Annotated in this window: 17 protein-coding genes and 1 pseudogene; 17 read left to right on the top strand and 1 reads right to left on the bottom strand. The window is 42.4% G+C overall.

The genetic code is table 11. The features are described 5' to 3' along the window. Positions 1-44: 44 nt before the first annotated feature. From ACDZ29_RS25210 to ACDZ29_RS25140, 15 genes and pseudogenes are all read left to right on the top strand, one after another. Complete coding sequence (locus ACDZ29_RS25210; RefSeq protein WP_370015284.1) at positions 45-812, top strand: IclR family transcriptional regulator; 768 nt, start codon at positions 45-47, stop codon at positions 810-812. A gap of 32 nt (positions 813-844) precedes the next feature. Next, the gene (locus ACDZ29_RS25205; RefSeq protein ID WP_375089047.1) at positions 845-1732 is read left to right on the top strand and encodes a fumarylacetoacetate hydrolase family protein; all 888 of its coding nucleotides are present in this window, start codon (positions 845-847) and stop codon (positions 1730-1732) included. A gap of 11 nt (positions 1733-1743) precedes the next feature. Continuing rightward, positions 1744-2043, top strand: a complete 300-nt coding sequence (locus tag ACDZ29_RS25200) for a UxaA family hydrolase (RefSeq protein ID WP_375089046.1) — start codon at positions 1744-1746, stop codon at positions 2041-2043. A gap of 4 nt (positions 2044-2047) precedes the next feature. Beyond that, positions 2048-3205: a UxaA family hydrolase gene (locus ACDZ29_RS25195; protein ID WP_289327326.1), complete on the top strand. Its 1158-nt coding sequence runs from the start codon at positions 2048-2050 to the stop codon at positions 3203-3205. Positions 3206-3230: 25 nt separating this feature from the next. Continuing rightward, on the top strand, positions 3231-4697 hold the full coding sequence (gucD, locus tag ACDZ29_RS25190) for an alpha-ketoglutaric semialdehyde dehydrogenase GucD (RefSeq protein ID WP_375091218.1): 1467 nt from the start codon (positions 3231-3233) through the stop codon (positions 4695-4697). Positions 4698-4958: 261 nt separating this feature from the next. Continuing rightward, entirely contained in the window at positions 4959-5867 is a 909-nt protein-coding gene (locus tag ACDZ29_RS25185) for a dihydrodipicolinate synthase family protein (protein WP_375089044.1), read from the top strand. Beyond that, positions 5867-6814 (top strand): U32 family peptidase, encoded by a 948-nt coding sequence (locus ACDZ29_RS25180; RefSeq protein WP_375089043.1) that lies wholly within the window; start codon positions 5867-5869, stop codon positions 6812-6814. Before ACDZ29_RS25185 ends, ACDZ29_RS25180 begins: the two co-directional genes overlap by 1 nt. Positions 6815-6888: 74 nt before the next feature. Continuing rightward, a complete protein-coding gene (locus tag ACDZ29_RS25175; RefSeq protein WP_289325279.1) occupies positions 6889-7848 on the top strand; it encodes a C-terminal binding protein in 960 nt (319 codons plus the stop codon). 14 nt (positions 7849-7862) lie between these two features. Continuing rightward, positions 7863-8726 (top strand): fumarylacetoacetate hydrolase family protein, encoded by an 864-nt coding sequence (locus tag ACDZ29_RS25170; protein ID WP_370015277.1) that lies wholly within the window; start codon positions 7863-7865, stop codon positions 8724-8726. A gap of 430 nt (positions 8727-9156) precedes the next feature. Beyond that, positions 9157-9972, top strand: a complete 816-nt coding sequence (larE, locus tag ACDZ29_RS25165) for an ATP-dependent sacrificial sulfur transferase LarE (RefSeq protein ID WP_370015276.1) — start codon at positions 9157-9159, stop codon at positions 9970-9972. Beyond that, positions 9969-10739, top strand: coding sequence for a nickel pincer cofactor biosynthesis protein LarB (gene larB, locus ACDZ29_RS25160; RefSeq protein WP_375089040.1), 771 nt, complete (start codon positions 9969-9971; stop codon positions 10737-10739). Before larE ends, larB begins: the two co-directional genes overlap by 4 nt. Continuing rightward, positions 10720-11592 carry a LarC family nickel insertion protein gene (locus ACDZ29_RS25155; protein WP_375089039.1) on the top strand — a complete coding sequence of 291 codons (873 nt, stop codon included), beginning with the start codon at positions 10720-10722 and terminating at the stop codon, positions 11590-11592. The genes larB and ACDZ29_RS25155 overlap by 20 nt, the downstream gene beginning before the upstream one ends. Beyond that, a pseudogene (gene larC, locus ACDZ29_RS25150) lies at positions 11589-12064 on the top strand (nickel insertion protein). Before ACDZ29_RS25155 ends, larC begins: the two are co-directional and overlap by 4 nt. Continuing rightward, positions 12061-12699, top strand: a complete 639-nt coding sequence (locus ACDZ29_RS25145; RefSeq protein ID WP_370015272.1) for an urease accessory protein UreH — start codon at positions 12061-12063, stop codon at positions 12697-12699. The pseudogene larC and the gene ACDZ29_RS25145 overlap by 4 nt, the downstream one beginning before the upstream one ends. Positions 12700-12842: 143 nt before the next feature. Then, positions 12843-12968, top strand: coding sequence for a hypothetical protein (locus ACDZ29_RS25140; RefSeq protein WP_375089038.1), 126 nt, complete (start codon positions 12843-12845; stop codon positions 12966-12968). Positions 12969-13055: 87 nt separating this feature from the next. Here ACDZ29_RS25140 and ACDZ29_RS25135 read toward each other — a convergent pair whose 3' ends face one another. Continuing rightward, a complete protein-coding gene (locus ACDZ29_RS25135; RefSeq protein ID WP_375089036.1) occupies positions 13056-13973 on the bottom strand; it encodes a DMT family transporter in 918 nt (305 codons plus the stop codon). A gap of 371 nt (positions 13974-14344) precedes the next feature. On the opposite strand from ACDZ29_RS25135, the gene ACDZ29_RS25130 reads away from it, so the two are divergent. Together ACDZ29_RS25130 and allD are read left to right on the top strand one after the other, a co-directional pair. Then, on the top strand, positions 14345-15301 hold the full coding sequence (locus tag ACDZ29_RS25130) for a sugar kinase (RefSeq protein ID WP_375089035.1): 957 nt from the start codon (positions 14345-14347) through the stop codon (positions 15299-15301). Between the two features lie 26 nt (positions 15302-15327). Then, entirely contained in the window at positions 15328-16338 is a 1011-nt protein-coding gene (allD, locus tag ACDZ29_RS25125) for an ureidoglycolate dehydrogenase (protein ID WP_289325270.1), read from the top strand. The last annotated feature ends 8 nt before the right edge of the window (positions 16339-16346 follow it).

Here is a 16346-nt window from a genome sequence, read left to right as displayed (position 1 = left end):
ATCCGATAAGATAAAGGTAGACAGAATAGAAGGAGTGAGGAACGATGCCTATCATCCAATCGGTGGAGCGTGCCTTGAAAATATTGGATTTATTTGATGAGCGTGAGCGGGAACTAACTATCACAGAGATAAGTAAACGAATGAATCTGCATAAAAGTACGGTTCATTCACTATTAAAAACCTTACAGGTGCATCACTATATTTCACAAGGCGAAGAAAATGGGAAATACTCGCTCGGATTAAAGTTATTGGAGAGGGGAAGCGTTGTTGTGACCCATCTCGATTTGCGAAACGTAGCTAGAAAACATCTTGAATGGCTTTCAGCAACAACGAATTTAACACTTCACCTTGTCATATTAGACGGGCAGGAAGGTGTTTATATCGATAAAGTGGAGGGCACTGGAGTAACTGTTTTATATTCCCGTATTGGCCGGCGTGTTCCAATCCATACGAGTGCAGTTGGCAAATCTCTTGTGGCAACCAAAACGGATAGTGAACTGGATTTGCTCTTGGACGGTTATGATTACACGGGACCGACAGAAAGATCAATTAGAACCAAGGAGCAGTTTTTAACGGAAATTGAAAAAGCGCGAATTGATGGCTATTCAATGGATAATGAAGAAAACGAACCGGGAATTTACTGTCTGGCTGTACCGATAAAAGATTATTCAGGAAAGGTTATTGCTGCAATGAGTGTATCGATGCCTGCATCTAAAGTAAACGAAGAAACACATGAGTATTACGTACGTCTCTTAAAGGAATGCAGCAGTAAAATTTCGCAGGAACTCGGTTATGAATATCAAAAAATTTAAATAGAGGTCTGCCATTTAGGAGGAACTAGCAAATGAGAATTATTCGCTATGTAAAAGAAAACAAGAAACAACTTGCTGCAGTTACAAATGAAAACAATGTGGTGGACCTTCCATTTACAGATTTTATGTCGTTGATTACAACGGCACGCCACGAAAACAGAACAGCGTTTGATATTGTAAAACAAATTGCCGACAAAGGAGAAACACAGCCATTGGAAGGTCTTCAATTAACAACTCCCATCGACGCACCGGAAGTATGGGCATCCGGCGTTACGTATAAAAAAAGCAAGGAAGCACGTAACTACGAAGCGACGCAAGGAAAACTTGACCGCCAAACGTTCTATGACAAAGTTTATGATGCAGTGCGTCCTGAGATTTTCTTTAAATCGACTGCAGCAAGAACTGTGGGCCCGAATGATCCAGTTTACTTGCGTTCTGATTCCAATTGGCAAATTCCGGAGCCGGAGCTTGGTCTTGTCATCGATAAAGAGGGAACGGTACTCGGGTATATCGCAGGGAACGACATGAGCTGCCGTGACATTGAAGGTGAAAATCCGCTTTATCTTCCACAGGCAAAGGTATGGAAAAACTCTTGTTCCATTGGACCTGCCATCTTGTTAAAAGAGGCTGTTCCGGATCCATATGAGCTTAAAATCATGTGCCGTATTTATCGAAATGAAGAAAAAGTATTTGAAGGTGAAGCGAAAGTAAACCAACTGAAACGAAAATTGGAAGAGCTTGTCGACTATTTAGTCTTAGATAACACTGTTTTTGACGGATCCGTTTTACTAACAGGTACATGCGTGGTTCCGCCAAATGAATTTACATTGAAAGGCGATGACCGAATCGAAATTGAAATACCAGGGATTGGAGTGTTAAACAACCCGGTTATCCAAAGTAAAGCCGTTCAAACAATTTAAGGGGTGACAAAATGAGCGAGTATAAAACACTTTACTTAAGTACGAAAGATAGTGTAGCTGTCGCTTTATCAGAAATCCCCGCAAACACATCAGTAGTTGTGAAGGCAGACCTTGAAGAACTTGTCGTACCCATTCTTGAAACGATTCGTTTTGGACATAAGTTCGCAGTCAAAGCCATCGAACAAGGAGCAGACATAATTAAATATGGGGAAGTCATTGGTGCAGCCTCAGCTTTTATTCCCGCTGGTGCACATGTTCATGTCCACAATTTAGAAGGTAAAAGAGGAAGGGGTGACAAAATTGCTAAATGATAAAATGCAGTTTTGGGGCTACCGCCGTCCGGATGGCCGCGTCGGTATACGGAATCATGTACTGATTTTGCCAACGATAACATGCGCAACTCAAACAGCTCAGCGCGTCACAGAATTGGTGAGCGGAACAGTAACATTCATTCATCAGCATGGCTGTGCGCAAGTGGGCACTGATTATGATCAAACGGCCAGAACCTATGCGGGGATGGGCATGAATCCCAATGTATATGGTGTCATAGTACTCGGACTTGGCTGTGAAACACATCAGGCGCACCGTATTGGAGATGAAATCGCCAAATGCGGTAAACCAGTGGAAACTGTATCGATTCAGGATCATGGCGGCACTCTTCAAACCATTGCCGAAGTAGCTAAAATTGCGGTCAAAATGGTCCAGGATGCCTCGATGGTGCAACGGGAATTATGTGATTTTAGCGAGCTGATTGTCGGCACAGAATGCGGTGGGTCGGATGCATGCTCCGGCTTATCGGCGAATCCGGCAGTTGGGCGTACAAGCGATTTGGTCGTTCAGCAGGGGGGAACCGCAATATTAGCGGAAACGACTGAACTCATCGGTGCAGAGCATTTGATCGCTAACCGGGCGGCAAACGACCAGGTAGCCAAAAAAGCTTATGCCGTTATTAAAATGATGGAAGACCGCTCGATTCAAATGGGCGTAGACATCCGCACCGGAAATCCGAGTCCGGGAAACATTGAGGGAGGTCTTAGCTCACTCGAAGAAAAATCATTGGGGGCGGCTACAAAATCAGGCACAACCAGACTGGAAGAAGTAATTGATTATGCCCAGGTGCCCACAAAAAAAGGGCTGGTATGGATGGATACGCCTGGCCACGACATTGAGCAATTGACGGGAATGGTCGCAGGCGGTGCCCAAATTGTTCTCTTTACAAGTGGAAGAGGCACGCCAACGGGTTCTCCTATTTCACCCGTCATAAAAATCTCAACTAATACACCAATGTTTGACAGGATGAATGAAAATATGGATTTAAATGCTGGTACGATTGTAGATGGTTTAGAAACCGTTGATGAAGTGGGCAAGCGCATAATGGAAGAAATTCAACATGTTTCAAACGGAAAACTAACAAAAGCGGAGATATTAAAGCAGCATGACTTTGGTATTTGGAGAATTGGACCGACATTCTAAAACGAAAAAGGAGCTAAGGATTATGATATCAACTACATTTGCAACGAAAACATATAAAAATTTCATTAATAATGAGTGGGTGAATGCATCTTCTGAAAATACAATCGAAAGCATTAATCCAGCGGACAAAGAACCGGTAGGCTACGTTCAAAGCTCAACGGAAGATGACTTGAACAAAGCTGTAGCTTCTGCGCATAAGGCGAAGAGGGATTGGCGGAGGCTAGGGCAGTCTGCACGTGGACAAATCCTTTTCAAAGCGGCCAATATATTGGAAGGAAATCTAGATGAAATTGCCGAAACAATGACTCGCGAAATGGGTAAAACGTTACCGGAAGCAAAAGGGGAAACGGCACGAGGTGTTGCCATCCTGCGTTACTATGCTGGGGAAGGGATGCGGAAAGACGGCGATGTTATTCCATCATCCGATAAAGATGCCCTAATGTTTACGAAACGCACCCCACTTGGTGTTGTCGGGATAATCACGCCATGGAACTTCCCGGTTGCAATTCCTATCTGGAAAATGGCTCCTGCTCTTGTATATGGCAACTCAATCGTATGGAAACCTGCTACGGAGGGAGCCGTTACAGCAGCGAAAGTGATGGAATGCTTTACAAAAGCCGGCTTCCCTGAGGGCGTTGTGAACTTCATTACCGGTAAGGGATCGATCATCGGTCAAGGACTCATCGATCATCCGCTTTTAAATGCGATTACATTTACCGGTTCTGAAAGTGTTGGGCAGAGTGTCGCAAAATCAGCTTCCGCTCGCGGGATAAAATATCAGCTTGAAATGGGTGGCAAGAATCCAGTTATCGTCACGAAAGATGCGAACATCGACCAAGCAGTCGAGGCAGTCATCAGCGGCGGATTTCGTTCTTCAGGCCAAAAATGTACAGCTTCAAGTCGTGTTGTTGTTGAATCGTCCGTCTATGATGAATTTAAACAAAAACTGGTAGATGCAGCAGCGAAAATTACAGTCGGCAACGGTCTTCAAGAGGGTATTTGGATGGGCCCATGTGCAAGTGAAAGCCAGTTCAATACGGTGATAGAGTACATTGAAAAAGGCAAGCAGGAGGGCGCGAAACTCATACATGGCGGGGAGATATTAACTGGCGGAGACTACGATAGAGGCTTTTTCATAACACCAGCGATTTTTGAAGACGTGACGTCCGATATGGAGATTGCACAAGCAGAAATTTTTGGGCCAGTTATCGCGATTATAAAAGCAACCGATCTTGTCGAAGCCATTGACTTGGCAAATAATACGAAATACGGATTGAGTGCCTCAATCTTCACATCAAATATTAGCTCAATTCTGGAATTCATCGATGAAATTGAAGCAGGGCTTGTCCGTATCAACGCAGAAAGCGCGGGCGTAGAGTTACAAGCACCATTTGGAGGGATGAAAGCATCGAGCACGGGTTCACGAGAGCAAGGTGAAGCGGCGAAGGAATTTTATACAGCAATAAAAACTGTTTTCATTAAAGGTTCTTAACAAGTATAACGACATAGAATTTCATTATTCCAGAACAAAGCCAGGGCAATATAGTACAACGAAAGCACGGACATCCTCGTAAATAATTCGGAATTATCAGACTACAGAATTGGTTATGTGAAAATTCCGGATAAACCGGGTCTTGGAGATTGATGAGGGAAAATTGAAGCAGTCAGCAGAAACCGGACATGATTGGACAAACCAAATTTGGCGTCATGAAGTCTGGAGCATCGCTGAATAGTAATAAAAGGAGGCAAAACAATGAACTTTCATGGCATCATTCCACCGGTAGTCACCCTATTTGATGAAACGGGGAACTTAGATATACCACTGAACAGAAGTTATATCGACTTATTAATTTCAAAGAATATTGACGGTATTTTGTTGATGGGAAGTTCAGGTGAGTTCTCATCACTTACAACGGAAGAAAGAAAATTATACGTACGTGAAATGATAAATCACATTAACGGACGGGTGCCTGTGATGGTTGGCGTCGGACATACCTCATTAAAAGAGGTACTTGAATTAACTTCTTATGCTGAAGAACATGGAGCGAACGGCGTTCTCGTAGTCAACCCATATTACTGGAAGCTATCTGACGAGCAACTATACCGACATTTTTCCAGTGTCGCGAATCATACGAATCTGCAAGTTTTCATTTATAACATTCCGCTCTTAACAGGACAAAATTTATCAATCGAATTGATTAAAAAATTAGCCGAAGATCATTCAAACATTACTGGGATTAAAGAGACGGTCAGTGATTTCGGCCACCTTCGTCAAGTGCTGGAGGAAGTGAAGAATGTTCGCAGTGATTTCCGCGTCTTCTCTGCGTTTGACGAGCATTTGCTTCCGGCTCAAATGATTGGTGCAGCGGGGAGCATCAATGGAAGCGCTGTTTTTATGCCGGAAATATCCGTTGATTTATATGAATCGTATCAAAAAGGTGATCTTGCTGAAGCACAGAAATATCATCAAGTGATTTCAAAACTGATGGATTTGTACAATTACGGTCCAACATTTTTTACTGCCATGAAGGAAGCCGTTCATCAGCGCTGGTTTGACGTGCCGGCTGGACACCGTTCTCCATGTGATGTATACCCTGCTGATTTGAGTGATAAAGTAGCTGCTCTTTTAAAAATTTTAGACATGAAGGAAGGCGTCCAATAATGAAAGAATCACGCGAATTGCTCGAACAATTAGGCTACCCATCAACTGATCTTAAAGAACTTCCGACCTCAACGAAAACATTTCCAGATGGCGCTCAATACCGCATTGAACTCCCAAGTGTAGAAGGACCAGCTGCTCTAAAAGAAACACTGAAAGAAATTGACCGACTCGGGTTGACCATTCACCGAATATCACAAGGAAGCGGCATCATGCTTCAAACGGATGATGAAATTAAAGAAATGTGTGAATTGACAGCAGAGCGCGGTATGGAGCTGAGTTTGTTTGTCGGCCCCAGGGGTTCATGGGATGTAAGTGCGGGACCGCTTACGCCGGGAGGAAAATCACAGGGAATCCGCCATGAAGGCTCCGACCAGCTTGTTTATGCAATGGAAGACCTGAAAAGAGGAGCGGAGCTTGGTCTTCGCGGTGCGTTAGTTGCGGATGAAGGACTTCTTCTTATAACGAAGGAGATGAAAAAACACGGACAGCTCCCGGAAGATTTTGTTGTTAAAGTATCGGTTCAAATGGGACCAGCCAATCCAGTATCCGTTAAATTAATGGAAGACATCGGTGCGGATACCTACAACGTGCCACCTGCATTAACGCTGTCTAAACTTGCAGCGATCCGACAATCAATAGACATTCCAATTGATTTATACGTAGAAGTGCCGGATACCTTCGGCGGCTTTCTTCGCTATTATGAAATACCGGAAATCATCCGTACATTGGCGCCTGTATACATCAAGTTTGGCCTTCGGAATCACCCTGACGTATACCCATCAGGGAAACAATGGGAAAGTACGAACATCTCACTCGCCCAGGAACGTGTACGCCGTGCCGCAATTGGAATTCAAATGATTGAACGATATTATCCAGAAGCTAAAACATCGAAACTTGGCGCTGAAGGACTTGGTATTGCGAAAGTCGAAAAAGCAGCAGTGAAATAATTGATTTTCATCTGAAACGGGAGGAATCCCCCTGCCTTTAAGGGGGTTATTACCATCTATAGGAGTGGAGTCTAATGGCCTTTAAAATATTATTAACGGATTATGAATTTGAACATTTGAAATATGAAGAAGACGTGTTTCGAGAAAGCGGATTAGACTTTGATTTTATTAAAGCACAATGCAAAACAGAAGAAGAAGTTATTGAGCTGGCAAAGGATGCGGACGCAATTCTAAATCAATATGCCCCTGTTTCTCGTCGCGTAATTGCATCACTTGAAAACGCGAAAATCATATCCCGCTACGGTGTCGGGGTCAATACAATTGATCTCGATGCGGCAAAAGAAAAGGGGATTACGGTTGCCAATGTTCCGGATTATGGCATGGAAGAAGTTTCGAATCATGCATTGGCACTATTGCTTTCATGGTCACGCAAAGTGACGCTGTTAAACAATGAGGTGAAAAGAGGTAACTGGGACTTTAAAGTGGCTGTACCGATTCATCGTTTTAACGAACAAACGGTTGGAGTTCTCGGTTTTGGCCGCATTCCGCGCCGTTTCATTGAAAAGGTGAAACCGCTGGGCTTTAAAACTGCTGCTTATGATCCATTTGTATCGTCGGCAGAGATGGCTGCTGTCGGCGTTCAAAAAATGGATCTCGATGAAATTATTCGTGAAGCCGATTATTTGTCGGTCCATGTACCCTTAATCGATGATACGTTCCATCTGATTAACGAGGAGCGCCTTAAACAAATGAAGAGAAATGCGGTCATCATTAACACCGCACGTGGACCGATAATCGATGAAACAGCACTTTCTGATGCACTTGAAAGAGGGGTAATTGCAGGTGCAGCACTTGATGTGACAGAAAATGAGCCAGTCCGCATCGATAGCCCACTACTCACTATGGACAATGTCATTATTACACCGCACAGCGCCTGGTATTCTGAGGAAGCGATGGTTGAACTTCGTCAAAAAGCAGCAAGAAATATCGTTCAGGTCTTAAAAGGGGAAAAAACACCATACGCTTTGACGTAAGAAAGGGGGAAATTATGAAAATAGCCACTTTTTCCGTACAAGACGAACAGCACATTGGCCTAGTTCAAGATGATCGAATTATTAGTTTAACGGCTCTAGGTTCAGATGAATTTCCTGCTTGTATGAAAAAATTCATAGAACGAGGCAGCGAGTTGCGTACACGTGCTGAACAGTTAATCGAGCAACGGGTAAATGACGATGCGATATTCAGACTGTCAGAAGTAAATGTCCTGCCGCCAATTGCACAGCCGGAAAAAATCATTTGCGTCGGGCTTAACTATATTGATCATTGCAAGGAAACCGGGATGGAGCGACCTGCTTCGCCGGTCATTTTTTCAAAATATGCGAATGCGATTGCCGGCCATAACGATGCGATTGAAATCCCAATTAATTCAACCGAGGTCGACTTTGAAGCAGAGCTTGCGGTTGTCATTGGAAGAGAAGCGAAACATGTGTCAGAAGAAGAGGCGAATGACTATGTTTTTGGCTATACAATTATGAATGATATTAGCGCCCGAGATTTGCAATTTCAGGACGGCCAGTGGTCAAGAGGCAAAACGGCGGACACATTTGCTCCATTTGGGCCTGTTGTCGTTACACATGATGAAGTGGGCGATCCCCATAATCTAGCGATTTCGCTTGAATTAAACGGTGAAATTATGCAGGATTCAAATACCAGCAACCTAATTTTTACGGTTCCGAAAATCATATCATTTTTATCACAATCCATGACACTTAAACCAGGTGATTTGATTGCAACTGGTACACCACCTGGCGTTGGAATGGGACGCAATCCGAAAATCTGGTTAAAAAACGGTGATCGGTTGAACGTCAGTATTGAAAAGATCGGCACGCTTTCCAATCACGTAATAGCCTGACAAGAGAAAGAAGATGGTGACATGGACGTTGTAACAAAAAAATCTTAAAGGGCCGCTTCCTCACATCACGCTTATGCGAGCTGGCGGTGTCAACCTTGACAACCTCACTTTTTTTTAGACTGCTGCCAACGCGGAGGGACTTGGTGGTTCATTGATCAATCCTGCGAATTTGATTTCAGGTGATGACTACTCCAGGCTGTCAGAAACTGCAAAAAAATTCTCGGCAAACGTAAAAAAAACTATAGCTTGCCGTCGTTTATATGGGTGTCACTTTAATAGCGCTGGGAATGAAAAATAGCTGTGTATTTCATCCTTTCCGGCAAATTTGCAAAAGTATCTCGGCAATCTTTTAGTGGTCCAGCAGGGTGTTATTTCTGGTGGAACATAAAATAAATTCAGAAATCCTCAAACCAGAAAGGAGAAAAGTGCTATGTTACTAGAAAAGTACAGAAACCTGCAGGCTATTCTCCAAAAAATGGAGACGGTTGTGGTCGCTTTTTCAGGAGGCGTGGACAGCACGTTTTTGCTTAAAGTCGCTATTGATACATTGGGTTATGATAATGTGTTAGCCATTACAGCAGATTCGGAAACCTATCCTTCGAGCGAGTTGAATGAAGCACTTATGCTATCAAAATGGATTGGCGCCAACCATCGTGTCATTCAAACTTCGGAGTTAGCCATTCCTGGATATACAGCAAATAACCAAAATCGCTGTTACTTTTGTAAAAGTAGTTTATTTGAACACTTGCGTCCTATTCTTGAAGAATATGAATTTAATAATATTATTTATGGTGTTATTGCTGATGATGCTAACGAATTTCGTCCAGGTATGAAAGCTGCTAAAGAAAAAGGAATCAGGGGCCCGCTTCAGGAAGCCGACTTGTTCAAAGAAGAAATAAGAGTATTGTCCAAGGAAGCAGGTTTGCCAACCTGGAATAAACCGTCATTTGCTTGCCTATCCTCACGTATAGCCTATGGCGATATCATTACAAAGGAAAAATTGACGAAAGTGGATAAGTCAGAGGCTTACTTAAAATCATTGGATATTCACCAGGTACGAGTCCGGACGCATGGGGAGACGGCCCGAATTGAAGTCGAACCCGCTGATATGCCGCGAGTGCTACAATATCATGTCGCGATTACGAAACGGCTGAAGGAATTCGGTTATAAGTATGTATCGTTGGATCTCACTGGCTATAAGAGCGGGAGTATGAATATAACGCTTGAAAAGGAAGAGATGTTATGATTGACGACATTTTAGAGCAGGTTCAAAATGGTACATTGACTGCAGCGGAAGCAAAGGGAAAACTTGCATCCTATGAAAATTTAGGATTTGTAAAAATCGATCACCATCGTAAAAAGAGACAAGGATTTCCCGAAATTGTATTTGGAGAAGGGAAAACAGCTGAACAAATTTTAACGATTGTCCAATCGCTGCGGATAAGGAATGATTCCGTGCTTGTGACGCGTATTTCTCGGGAAAAAGCGGTATTTGTACAAAAAGAATGTAGTGATTTTGAGTATAACGAGATTGCACGGACACTTGCATGGGTTAAAGAAAAGCCGAAATCCGACGGTACATATATCGCAATAATATGCGCCGGGACTTCAGATATGCCGGTTGCTGAAGAAGCAGCCGTGACGGCCGAAACTCTAGGTATTCCAGTCAGGCGTATTTACGATGTTGGTGTTGCTGGGCTGCACCGCCTCCTTGATCATATTGACGAGATACGAAGTGCTACCGTTTCAGTTTGTGTCGCGGGTATGGAAGGGGCACTACCAAGTGTGTTAGGAGGCCTTGTCATGAATCCAATTATTGCTGTGCCGACAAGTGTCGGGTACGGTGCGAATTTTAACGGTTTATCGGCCCTTTTATCGATGCTCAATTCATGCGCATCAGGTGTAAGTGTGGTAAACATCGATAATGGATTTGGTGCGGCCTACAATGCAGCGCTTATTTACAAACTTGTACATAAAAAGGAGATCAATGATGATGAGGACATTATATTTTGACTGCTTTTCTGGCATAAGCGGAGATATGGTAATTGGTGCGTTGATTGATGCAGGTGCAGATCCTTTACAAATGGAAGAAGAGTTAAAAAAGCTGAACATAGATGAAGAATATACTCTGTCGTGGGGGAAGGTCGTCAAAAATGGCATTAGGAGTACTAAATTTGATGTCATTCTCACCAGTGGATCAGAGCAACCACATGAACACGAACACAGTCACGAACATAGTCATGAAAACAGCCAAAGTAATGGACATGAACACAGTCATAGCCATGAACATAACCATACCCATACCCATGAACACGAACACAATCATAGCCATGTGCTTCACAATCATCATGGCAGCCGTACGTACAAACAAATTGTGGAGGCAATAAATGAGGCTAACTTTAATGAATCGGTATCGAACATGTCACTCGCCATTTTTAGGAAGATTGGTGAAGCGGAAGGGCACATACACGGGCTTCCTCTCGAAAAAGTTCACTTTCACGAGGTAGGAGCGGTAGATTCCATAATAGATATAATCGGCGCAGCAATTTTAATCAATCAGCTAGGTATCGAATCAGTTCAGTCATCAGCCATTCCCACGGGGTCTGGACATATACATATTGATCACGGCATATATCCGGTTCCTGCACCTGCCACTCTTGAAATATTAAAAGGGGTACCAATTGCCGCAAACGATATTCGTTCTGAATTAACAACGCCGACCGGTGCTGCCATCTCTGCGGTTTTGGCTGAAACATTTGGCTCGCTTCCAGCCATGACTGTCGAATCGATTGGCTATGGAGCGGGAACAAAAACATTTGAAAATCATCCGAACGTCCTTCGCATTATCATCGGGGAGATTCAATGAACCGCCCACCTGATCATGAGCATCTTGATGAACAAATGGTAAAAATGGAAGTTAACCTGGATGATATTTCCGGTGAATGGCTTGGACATGTAATGGATTTGCTGTTTGAATCAGGAGCAAATGATGTATATTATACGCCAATTTTCATGAAAAAAAATCGACCAGGGGTGTTATTGCAACTTCTCTGTTCACAGCAGATGATTTCGAAAATGAAGAAAATATTATTTGCTGAAACGACGACGCTTGGTATACGCTACTATCCGCTTACCGTGCACCGGCTCGAACGACTTCTTTCATTGTGCATACACAATGGGGGAAAGTGACGATAAAGAGAGGGGTCCATGAGGGTTTGCCCATGCAGCAGGCACCCGAGTATGAAGATTGCCGTAAAATTGCCATGCAAAACAAAATACCGCTTAAACGGGTGTATGAAGAAGTATGGAAGTGTCTCGGGGAGGTTGTGGAAAAATGAGTTTCGTTTCGATTCTCACATTAGGCTTCCTATTGGGGATAAAACATTCGTTAGAGCCGGATCACGTTATTGCAGTTGCAACCACAGCAGGAAATACGAAAAAAATATCACGTTCCACTCTAACGGGGGTGTATTGGGGAATAGGCCATACATGTACCCTGTTTCTTACAGGGATGCTGTATATTTGGATGAAAGGGGAAATTCCGGAGTCGTTAAGCATGACGTTGGAATTCGGTGTTGGTGTTATGCTAGTTATACTTGGGGCAAAAAGTTTATTTAAGGACCGCCTTAATATCACGAACGACCATGATGGATTACGTCCTTTTTTGGTTTCTGCATTAATTGGGTTCGTCCATGGTCTCGCCGGCAGTGCCGCAATGGTCATCCTAACGATGTCGACCGTTACCGGTATAGGTGAAGGATCCATCTATATAATTATATTTGGCGCAGGGACGATTATTGGGATGCTGTGTTTTACAACTATACTGGGCATACCGTTTGCTTTGAATGGAAAGAATATCGGTTTAAACCGAACCTTCATCAAACTGGCGGGAGCTATAAGTTTTGGATTCGGTCTTTATTATATATACAAATTGGGTGTGACAGAAGGATTGTTTGCGCTTTGGGCGAATTAATATATCATAAAGGGAATCTCAGGCTGTCTGTAACGCATAGACAGTCTCTTTTTTTATTAAGTTTACAATATGTTTCCGAGGGGTTTCTCTTGGTTGAAATAAGGGGGAAATGGTCTCGTTGGTTTCCGTTCAAGGAGAATTTGATGCAACAAAAGTTGGATGGCACAGCTAACAAAAGGCTTGTGCAAATGGGGACACTACAATGGACTTGTTCATACATTGGTTGTTTGGCCGGTATCATACGTAAATACGCTATTGTACATGTATAAAAAAAACTATGACACTACAATTCCTTTTTTAAATAAGGATAGTAGTGTCATAGGAAAAGATTCGGAAACAAGGTAATGCGGTTGCCGCTAGGCAGATATCCCTTTATTTTTCCTTTGAAGAATCCAAATTTCCATTGCCCCGGAGCCCAGCAATACACCTGAAACAATGAAAATCAGTCCAATGAAGTGTGCAGGCACTATGGCTTCATTAAGGAAAAATGCTGCCCCTAACAGAGAGAATAAAGTGTTTAAGTTAAGAAAAATGGATGATTCGGCTGCGCCTACCTGACCAATTGCATAATTATAGCCCATGTGCCCAAGGGCAGTGGCAAAAATAGCGGAGAAAAAGAAAGCTCCCCAGATGGAATGCGGTGCAGTTGCCAGTAAAGATAAGCCATCAGGCTCTTTCCATAAGCTGATGGCAAAAAGGATAAAAGACCCGATCAGCATCATGTAGCCGGTTAATAATCGTGGATCCATCGTTTTGGATGCTTTATTAATAAGAATGAAACTTAACGCCTGTGACAGAATTGAAAGCAAAATATCAATGTCCCCCAGATTAATAGAATGTATTCCTCCACTTCCTGCCATAACGGTAAAACTCACTCCTAACGCACCGCATATAAAGCCAAGAAGCCGGATTAATGTGGGCTTTTTGCGAAAGAATATCATAGTCAATACGACAGTCAAAATAGGACCCATGCCCAAAATCAGCCCAGCATTCGAAGCGGAAGTCTTCGTTAATCCCTCAGCTAAAAAATAATGATGAAAAACGACACTCAAAAGTGCTCCTCCAAAAACGTAAAAAAGTTCACTTTTTTTAGGAAGACGTATTAGACCAAGAAAGAAAAGGATAATAATGACTACAAGGGAAGCTGTAAAAATTCTCAATGATGTTATTGTTACTGGCTGTGTATTCGCAACTAAAATTTTAATAACTGAAACGTTCAATCCCCATGTGATCATAATTCCCGTAAGTAAGATGTAAATTTTCACAAAACTCATTCAAAACAACCTTTCAAACTTATTTAACAATTGATATATTATACAACTTACTCCAAATTAATAGCAAAGAGTAAAATTTTAATAAGATATCCAGGTTAAAAAATCAGAAACTGATAATCAATTAAAAAATCCAATACCGATTTTACGTAATATGGATATTTACCATGGTTTAAGCTGAAATATGCACGGAAATAGGTCGAATAAAAATAAAATTACAAATTATCAAACTTTTCTATTGTTTTTGGTAGGGTTTTCATTTACAATTTCCTTATGGTTTACCAAACCGGTTTAGTAATTAACTAAATCGATTTAGTGGATATGATCACATGTTTTACTTTTTACTTGAGTGTTCGAAAGAAGGAGGTACTGTATTGTCATCAAAATATGGTGTTTTAACGCTCGGCGACGCCATGATTACGCTAAATCCGGAAGAAACAGGACCTTTAAGATTTGTTACCCGTTTTGAGCGAAAAGTAGGAGGCGCTGAACTCAATTTTGCGATTGGCTGTGCAAGGCTTGGCATGAGGGCAAAATGGTTAAGCCGTTTAGGCAAGGACGAGTTCGGTAGAGTCATATATAATTTCGCACGCGGGGAAGGCGTGGACATGAGTGATGTTGCCTATGTAGATGGATATCCAACATCCATTAACTTTAAAGAAATCCGGGAGGATGGTTCCGGAAAGACATTTTATTACCGTTATCAATCTCCCATTCTGACTTTAAAGCCGGAAGATATAACGGAGAAGATGTTTGAAGCGATTGATATAGTCCATCTTACTGGAGTTTTCTTGGCTATAGACCCCAAAAATGTGGATATTGCCAAAAGGGTGATGGAAATAGCGGAACAAAAAAATATCCCTGTTTCGTTTGATCCGAATATCCGATTGAAACTATGGTCCATCGAGGAAGCGAGATCGGTTTATTTCGATATTTTCCCATATGTGGATATTTTGCTTACAGGTTTAGATGAAATAAAATTGATAACTGGAAATGACACTGAAGAATCATTGGCGGAATTTGCAAAACTGAATGATATTGATCAGCTGGTCATCAAAGACGGGAAACATGGTTCAAAACTATATACAAAAAGAGAATGGCATGAAAAAGAAGCCTTCCCTGTTATACCGGTAGATACTGTTGGAGCGGGGGATGGATATGATGCCGGTTATATATACGGATATCTTCATGGCCTATCCATCGATGAAAGATTGACATTCGCTAATGGTGTAGGAGCTCTTGTCACAACTGTTTCAGGGGACAATGAAGGTTTACCATATTTAGATGAAGTAATGCCTTTCATACAGAATGAGGCTGTTATTGAAAGATAGAAGACTGAAAGCAATGAGGGGATAAAATGACAACAGTAACGATACAAGCTGAGGAAGCAAAACGATTAGTCATAAAACAACTGACCAAAGTGGGTTTAAATGAAGAAAATGCCGGAAAAATCGCGGAGGTATTGGTTCATGCCGATCTAAGAAATGTCAATTCCCATGGTGTTTTGCGAACGGAGCATTATGTAAACCGTTTACTGGCAGGAGGTATAAATCCCGATGCACAGATTTCCTACCAAAAGACAGGGCCTGTTACCGGTGTGGTTGATGGAGATGATGGATTTGGGCATGTCATTGGCGAAGTGGCCATGGACCATGCGATTGAAATGGCTCGGAATAATGGAGTGGGCATGGTGACTGTTTTTAATAGCAGCCATTGCGGAGCACTAAGCTATTTCGTTCAAAAAGCCACTGATGCAAAGTTGATAGGCATTGCGATGTCACATACCGATAAAATTGTGGTCCCTTTTGGCGGAAAAACCTCATTTCTTGGTACAAACCCAATCGCTTATGGAGTTCCTGCTAAAACAAAGAAACCCTTTATTCTTGATATGGCAACTTCCCATGTTGCATGGGGGAAAATCCTTCAGGCGCGTGAAGAAGAAAAGGAAATCCCTGAAGGATGGGGAGTGGATGAAAATGGAGCTGCGGTCACAGACCCGAATAAAGTCGTTTCCCTTTCCACTTTCGGCGGCCCGAAAGGCTATGGTCTATCCGTAATTGTAGATGTGTTTTCTGGATTATTGGCAGGCGCGGCATTTGGTCCGCACATTGGGAAAATGTATGACGATCTTGATAAGAAACGGAAGCTGGGACACTATTTTTGTGTAATTAATCCTTCGTTCTTTACGGATACCGATATATTTTTAGGACAAATGGATCATATGATTGAAGAACTGCAACAGGTTGAACCTGCTCCAGGGTTCGAACGCGTATATGTACCGGGTGAGATTGAACAAATCAATGAAGAAAAAAACCTGAAACAAGGTATAACGATAGCTGCAAGTGTTTATGAATTTCTTACAAAGTAGGTGGAAGA

Origin of the sequence: Peribacillus sp. RS7, from assembly GCF_041956845.1 — a bacterium.
GTDB lineage: Bacteria > Bacillota > Bacilli > Bacillales > DSM-1321 > Peribacillus.
The sequence above is the reverse complement of the archived record's forward strand: the minus strand, read 5'-3'. Positions and strand labels throughout refer to the sequence as shown.